Below are 6902 nucleotides of genomic sequence, written 5' to 3'. Positions count from 1 at the left end.
GGAGTTGGAGCGCAGCCGGAAGCTGAGGCCGCCGACCTCGCCGGTCTCACCGAGGTGGATCTCCGCGGTGCTCATCACCCTGACGGGGCGGTTTCGCTGGGCGTCGTCATCGGTGGCCACGCTCCAGAACCACCGCCCCGGTTGCAGCCACCGAAGCACTGCCGACCCCGGCTCACCCGTGGACGGCAGTAGCGCGGACCAGACGTCCCCGTCGCGATGCACCCTGAGCACGTGCCGCGTGCCGCTGCCGTTGGCAATGGTGAGTGCCTCGAGGTCAGAGCCGTTTGCCACGCCGCGCAACCGCAGACCGTGCGGCTCCCAGGCAAACTCCGTGAGGACGGGCCCGGGCCGGCTGTCGCGCAGCGTGGCCCCGGTGTCGGGGTCGTCCTGACACACCGCCAGGCTGCGCTGTCGGAGAGTGAGGTAGGTGTCCTCCATCTCGGGGGCCATGTCGAGCAGGGAGCGCGGGGGGTCGGTGGGCTGCTGCTGGGGATCGGCGACCCCCAGTACCCACTCACGGTCGCCCAGCGACGAGGAGCGGACCTGGAGAACGTCGGCGCTGACGACAGCGTGCGCCCGGTCCCCGGTGACGGTGAGCGGGACGATCTGCGCGCGGAGCGCGTCGGTGCGCCGGAGGAACAGCGCGGTGTCGTCCAGCGAGCCGCCAGCGGCCCGCAGCGTGAACCGGACGGCATCCCCCTCGCTCGTCACGGACTCGAGCAGCGCCACGACGCGCCGCACGGTGATGGTGAGCATCTTCCCGGCGTAGGCCGGGATCGCCAGCTCGTCCGGTGCGATGAGGGCCCGCCGCGGATGGCGTCCGCGCCCCAGCTCGGGGTTGCCCACGCTGGAGCCGCGGCGGGCCCAGGGCGTGGCCACCTGGGCCAACACCTCGAAGCGGCCCTGGGTCTCCCCCGGCGCCAGTCGGAGCGCCTGCGCCGGGACCCGGGCGAGGAAGCCGGCCGCGTCGTAGGAGAGGGGCGCGCCGGTGGTCCGGGCGGTGAGGTCCGGGCGCTGGACCCGCTTGGCTGAGACGGCCCGGCGCTCACTCGAGGGCCCGTCGAGCCGGCGCAGCTGGAAGCGGCGCACCGAGGACGCCCGCGTCGCCTCGGGGACGCGGTGGATGAAGGCGTGGCCGTCGACCATCAGGTCGCGACCCTCCCAGTACAGGTCGCGGACCCCGGTCCGCAGCGGCTGGGAGCGCGTGACCTCGTAGACGGCGTCCGGCACGCCCTTGGCGGGGTCCTTGCGGAACGGCAGGTCGGCGTACATCCGCAGGCCCGACCTGACGAACTGGCCGCGGTTGGCGGGAACGCGGTAGTGGTCGTGCACCTCGAGGAGCTCGTCGAGCATGCCGCGGGTGATGAGGTGGTACTGCAGCCGGCGGATCGGCGCCAGCCTGGCGACGGTCTCGTCGGGCACGCGCTTGAGGTACTCCGCCGTGAGGGCCACGACCTGCTGCTGGAAGTCCCTGCTGCCCTCGTGCAGCACGTCGAGGAAGAGCGGCACGTCGACCGTCAGCACCTTGCGGTCGTGGATCTGCTTGCCGTCCTCGTCACCTCGCTGCGCCAGGAAGTCGTCCACGGCGGTGACAGCCGCCAGGCGGTCGACCAGGTTCTTGGTCTCGGCGCGGCGCTGGGTGATGGACTGCACCGCCGTCTGCCGCTCGCGCCAGAGGTACACGGGGTCGGCCAGGACGTCGACGGACGAGGCGAGGAAGTGCGCGGGCAGGGTGAGCGGGATGTCCTCGTAGTAGACACCCTCCGGGAAGCGCAGGCCGTGCTCGGCCAGGAAGGACCGGCGGTAGATCTTGTTCCAGGCCGTGCTGTCGAAGATGAGCGACGGTGTCTCGTGGATGTGCGTGCGCATCTGCGTGCGGGTGATGGCGCGCCGGTGGAGCGGCGAGTTGAACGTGCTGGCCCCGTCGAAGCGGAGCACGCCTCCGCACACCATGTCGGAGCCGCTCTCGCTGACCGCGTGGAGCATGAGCTCGTAGGCGTCGCGCGGGACGAGGTCGTCGGAGTCGACGAAGGCGACGAACTCGCCGTTCGAGGCGTCCATGCCGAGGTTGCGGGCCCGGCCGAGCCCGCCGTTCTCGACGTGGAGGACCTGCCAGCCCTCACGGCCGGCGGCGAACTCGTCGGCCATGGCCCCCGAGCCGTCGGTCGAGCCGTCGTCCACCAGGATCACCTCGAGGCCGCCCAGGGTCTGGGCGACCAGGGACTCCAGGCACGCCACGAGGTAGTCGCTGACGTTGTAGATGGGGACGACGACACTCAGCGAGGGCATCAGTGGCGGGTCCTTTCGCAGAGGGGGCAGACGTGGCTCAGCGCGCGGGACGGGCCTGAGCCGTCGCGGCGCGCGCGACACCACCTTCCCATGAGCCGGGCGTACCAGGTAATTCGGCGGTCTCGCGCCACCCCGGTCCGCGGTGCGTCCGGACGGGCTCGTGCCGGCACGGGCCGACGGTCAGGGGCGTGCGCGAACCGCGATCACAGGCGCACGCGGCTGGTGAGGAACCCCCAGCCCCAGGACAGGTGCATCGTGGGCAGGATCACGGGCAGCAGGAGTCGCTCCTTCAGGGTCAGGTCCGCCCTCAGCGTGAGCCCCCCGAGCGTGGTGAGCGCGAGGTAGCCGGCGGGCGCGAGCCACGCCCAGGGCCACACGAAGCCCAGGACCGTGCCGCCCACGACCCCCAGGAGGGCGGCCGGTGCCGCGAGGTACCGCGCGTTGATGGTGCCGGCATGCGTCGACGCCACCACCCGGCGCCAGCGCCCGTAGTCGCGGTACTGCCGTGCCAGCGCGGCCAGCGTCGGTCGCGGGCGGTAGGCGACACGCAGGCGCGGGGAGAACCAGACCGTGCCGCCCTGCTCGCGGATCCGGTGGTTGAGCTCCCAGTCCTGCGCCCGCACGAAGCGTGGGTCGTAGCCACCCATCTGGTCCAGCCACTCCCGGCGGAAGACCCCGAGGTAGACCGTGTCGGCCGGACCCGCGGCACCACCGGTGTGGAAGCGCGCGGAGCCCACCCCCAGCCGGGACGTCATGGCCGCGGCCACGGCCCGCTCGAACGGCGTGACGCCCTCGGCGTCCATCAGGCCACCGACGTTGGCCGCGCCGGTCTCCTCGAGGAGCTCCCAGGCAGTGCGGACGTAGTCGCGGTCGAGCACCCCGTGGCCGTCGACCCGCACCACGACCTCGACCTCGCGGGAGAGCCCCGCCAGGGCGGCGTTGAGCGCGTCGGGCGTGCGCCCGGACGGGTTCTGCACCGTGCGGACCCGTGGCTCGCGGGTGGCCAGCGCCCGCGCGATCTCGTCGGTGCGGTCGTGGCTCGGCCCCAGGGCGAGCACCAGCTCGATGGGCCCGGGGTAGTCCTGGCCGAGAACGGCGTCGACCGCCTCCTCCAGGTGCCTCTCCTCGTTGAGGATCGGCATGACGACGCCGACACGGGGCCAGGTGGCAGGGGTGTATGCCGCCCCGTCGCCGGGGTGTGGGTGGGCCGCCATCAGCTCGCGCACACCGCCGACAGGTCGGACTCCGCGGCCCGGCCGCCCGGCGCGGAGGCACCGGTCGACGACGACGCCGCAGGCCCGGCGGGCGCCGGGGCTGCGGCGCGGGTGGTGGCGCGCGGGGCGGACGTGGCGCCGGCAGCGCGGACGGTCGCCTTCTTCGGCTTCTCCTGCGACTTCTCCGACGCCGAGATCGCCGAGCGCACCGTCTGGTGCACGAACGCGGGGTCGTAGTCCCAGGGCTTGATGAGGGGAGGAACGAAATTCACACTCTTGATCTTCTGTGTCCGGGTCTTCATGGCCAGATCGGCGAAGTATCCCAGTTCCGACTGTGGGAGGTCGGTCCGGATCAACCCGGAGCTCGCGGCGGCGATCTTCTGGAAGCGGAGCAGCACGGTCTGCGGGTCGAGCTGGTCGACCATCGCGGCCATGACGCACCGCTGCCGCGCCATGCGCTCGTAGTTCGTCGAGCCCTCGCGTGAGCGCGCGTACCAGAGCGCGTGGTACCCGTCGAGCCGTTGCCGCCCCGGCTCGATCCACCCGACGACCCGGGAGGTGCCGCCGCCGATGGGCGTCCGGCGCTGCACGCTGATGTCCAACCCGCCCACGGCGTCCACCATCCGCCGGAACCCGCTGAGGTCGACCATGACGAAGTAGTGCACCCGCAGCCCGCTGATCGCCTCGACGGCTTCTCGCGTGGCGAGGACCCCGGGGCTCTGCGTCCCGGCGGGGAACCGGTCGCGGTGGTCCTCGGCCCAGGTGAAGAGGCCGTTCAGGAGGCACTCGTCGCCGCAGTTCCAGCCCTCGGGCATCAGCCGCTGCATCACGGAGCCGGGGCGGAAGTCGATGTTCTCCATGTCCCGGGAGAAGCCGAACGTCACGGCACGGCCGTTCTCGGTGTCTACGCTGACCAGCTGGATGCTGTCGGGGCGCGTTCCCACGCGGCTCTTCCCGGTGTCGGCGCCCAGCAGCAGGACGTTGTAGCGGCCGTCGGTGGCGGCCACGGCGCGCTGCCCCCCGAACAGCGAGTCGAGGGCCTCGCGGCCGGCGGCGACGTTGCTCGCGGCATACACCAGGCCACCGGAGGTGATGACCAGCAGACCGGCGGTGAGCCCGGTCAGGCCGCGGCGCGCCGTCCGCACCAGGCGACCTGGCTGGCCGAGCCGCCACGCGTCGACGAACAGCACGGCCCAGAGGGCGGCGAGCCCCACCAGCGCCCACTCCAGCAGGGCGAGGACCCAGCCCTGGCCGACGAGGCCCAGCAGCCACGAACGTCGCACCAGGAGCACGAGCCCCACGACGGCAGCGAGCGCCCAGAGCCCGACCCACACCCGCAGCGCGATGCGACCGAGCACCCGGTTGCCCGCCGCCAGCTGGGCGGCGCCGGGGCAGACCAGGGTGAGCAGGACCAGCGAGACGGCCCGACGGCGGCGCAGCACCGGACCCATCGACTCGACGTCGCAGAGCCGCCGGTCCGGCCGCCCGGACAGGTAGACGCTCTCCTCAGCGTCGAGGCCGGGCGAGGGTGTGACTCGCCTCATGGTCGTTCAGTATTGGGGATCGTCGGCCTCATCCGGCTGACGCTGACTCCCTCAGTGTGTCGGGCCTGCGGACGCCGCCCGAGCCCACGCGGGCGCCCACCGCCCGGCCTGCGCATTTTGGCTCCGTCGCGACCCTCGCGGGATGATGGGCGCCATGACGCCTCGCGAGACCCACCCGGACGACGCCCGGCCGCTCCCCCAGGGGCAGCGCGCCGGAGCCGACGGGACCCCGGCCGACGACGTCTACACGGTCGACGTGCGGGGGCGGGGTCGCCAGGCGCGGTCCGGCACCGGGACCCGCCCCCTGCCGGTGACCGACCCCGGCAGCTACGCCGGCGACGCTGGCGGCCGCGGACGGGGCAGCCGGGGACGCGGGCAGGCGGCACCCACTCCTCCGCGCCGCCGCAGGCGCCGTCCTGTGCTCAGGCTGGTCGCGCTGGTCATCGTGGCCTGGCTCGCCTTCATGGCCTTCACCCCGTGGCACGCCTGGAACGAGGTGACCAAGGTCGACACGACGCCGGCCGGTGAGCGCCCCGCCGACGGCCCGGGCCACAACTACCTGCTGGTGGGCTCCGACAGCCGCGAGGGCCTGACCGACGCGCAGAAGAAGGAGTACGCGACCGGCAACGCCGAGGGGCGCCGCACGGACTCCATCATCCTCGTGCACGTCCCGGAGGGCGGCGGCAAGTCCGCCCTGATCTCGCTCCCCCGCGACTCGTTCGTGCCGATCCCCGGGCGCGACAGCAACAAGATCAACGCCGCCTTCGCCTTCGGCGGCCCCAAGCTCCTGGTCAACACCGTCGAGCAGGTCACCGACCTGCGGATCGACGGGTACGTGGAGATCGGCTTCGCCGGATTCGCCTCCGTCGTCGACAGCCTGGGCGGGGTCGACATCTGCGTGAAGTTCCCCATGAACGACAAGAAGGCCGGCATCAACCTCAAGAAGGGGTGCCAGACCCTCGACGGCAAGAACGCCCTGGGGTACGTCCGCGCCCGCTACTCCGACCCACGCGGCGACATCGGCCGCGCGGACCGGCAGCGCCAGTTCCTCGCGGCGATCATGAAGAAGGCAGCGACCCCGTCGACCGTCCTCATCCCCACCCGCTACTGGGGCTTCACCCACGCCTCGGCCGAGGGCCTGATCGTGGGCGAGGACACCTCCATGACCGACGCCGGGCGGGTGATGCTGGCGATGCGGGCGGTGTCCCGTGACGAGGGGCTGAGCCTGGTGGTGCCGATCCAGAGCGAGAGCTACCAGACCAGCGCGGGCAGCGCGGTCAAGTGGGACACCGAGCGCGCCAAGGCGCTGTTCACGATGCTGCGCAACGACGAGCCGCTGGAGCAGGCGCCGCCCGGCACCGACGGCAAGCCCTCCGGGGGCTGACCGCCTCCCGCCCCACCGGCTCGGTGCCGCAGGGACAGCGAGACCGGCGGTACGCCGCGGGCCGGTAGACCGCTCCTCCCTCGTTGCGTCTGGCACCAAGCTCGAACCGGGAACGCCGCCTCGAGCCTCTAACCGGGGCGCGAGTTGCGCCGCGAATGGGCGCGGACATGGCCGTGACCCCGCCGGTGGTCGGCGGGGTGTGGGGCGGGGTCACGCTGGTTCGGCCCGGCTGGGTGGTCGGCCTCGAGCGAGGAGCTCGTCGTAGGAGCCGCGGGTGAGGTCCCACTCGACGCGTTCCCCGAGGGCGCCGGTGACGACGCGGCCGGCGAGGCGGCGGGTGTGGACGGTGGTGTGGTGCCGCTCGCACAACAACGCGGCGTTGCCCAGGTCGGAGGGGCCGAGGTCGGCCCAGTGGATCAGGTGGTGGGCGTCCGCCCAGGTGGGCGGGGCGGCGCAGCCGGGGTAGGTGCA

General features: G+C 72.9%; 5 protein-coding genes. 1 reads left to right on the top strand and 4 read right to left on the bottom strand.

Translation table 11 applies throughout. The features are described 5' to 3' along the window. The 3 genes from VIB11_RS17565 to VIB11_RS17555 all read right to left on the bottom strand — a co-directional run. On the bottom strand, positions 1 to 2289 hold a 2289-nt coding region (locus tag VIB11_RS17565), incomplete at its 3' end, for a glycosyltransferase family 2 protein (protein ID WP_332057361.1). A 203-nt stretch (positions 2290 to 2492) separates the two neighbouring features. Continuing rightward, a complete protein-coding gene (locus tag VIB11_RS17560; RefSeq protein WP_332057360.1) occupies positions 2493 to 3515 on the bottom strand; it encodes a glycosyltransferase family 2 protein in 1023 nt (340 codons plus the stop codon). Then, entirely contained in the window at positions 3503 to 5047 is a 1545-nt protein-coding gene (locus VIB11_RS17555) for an LCP family protein (RefSeq protein WP_332057359.1), read from the bottom strand. Before VIB11_RS17555 ends, VIB11_RS17560 begins: the two co-directional genes overlap by 13 nt. Positions 5048 to 5201: 154 nt before the next feature. Between VIB11_RS17555 and VIB11_RS17550 the strand changes: the two genes are divergently transcribed. Further along, the gene (locus tag VIB11_RS17550) at positions 5202 to 6431 is read left to right on the top strand and encodes an LCP family protein (RefSeq protein WP_332057358.1); all 1230 of its coding nucleotides are present in this window, start codon (positions 5202 to 5204) and stop codon (positions 6429 to 6431) included. 210 nt (positions 6432 to 6641) lie between these two features. On the opposite strand, the gene VIB11_RS17545 is transcribed toward VIB11_RS17550, so the two are convergent. Beyond that, positions 6642 to 6902, bottom strand: a 261-nt coding sequence (locus VIB11_RS17545; protein WP_332057357.1) for an HNH endonuclease signature motif containing protein, incomplete at its 5' end; no start/stop codon positions are given.

Source organism: Pedococcus sp., from assembly GCF_036554925.1.
Classification (GTDB): Bacteria; Actinomycetota; Actinomycetes; order Actinomycetales; family Dermatophilaceae; genus Pedococcus_A.
This window is presented reverse-complemented; position numbering and strand designations above follow the sequence as displayed.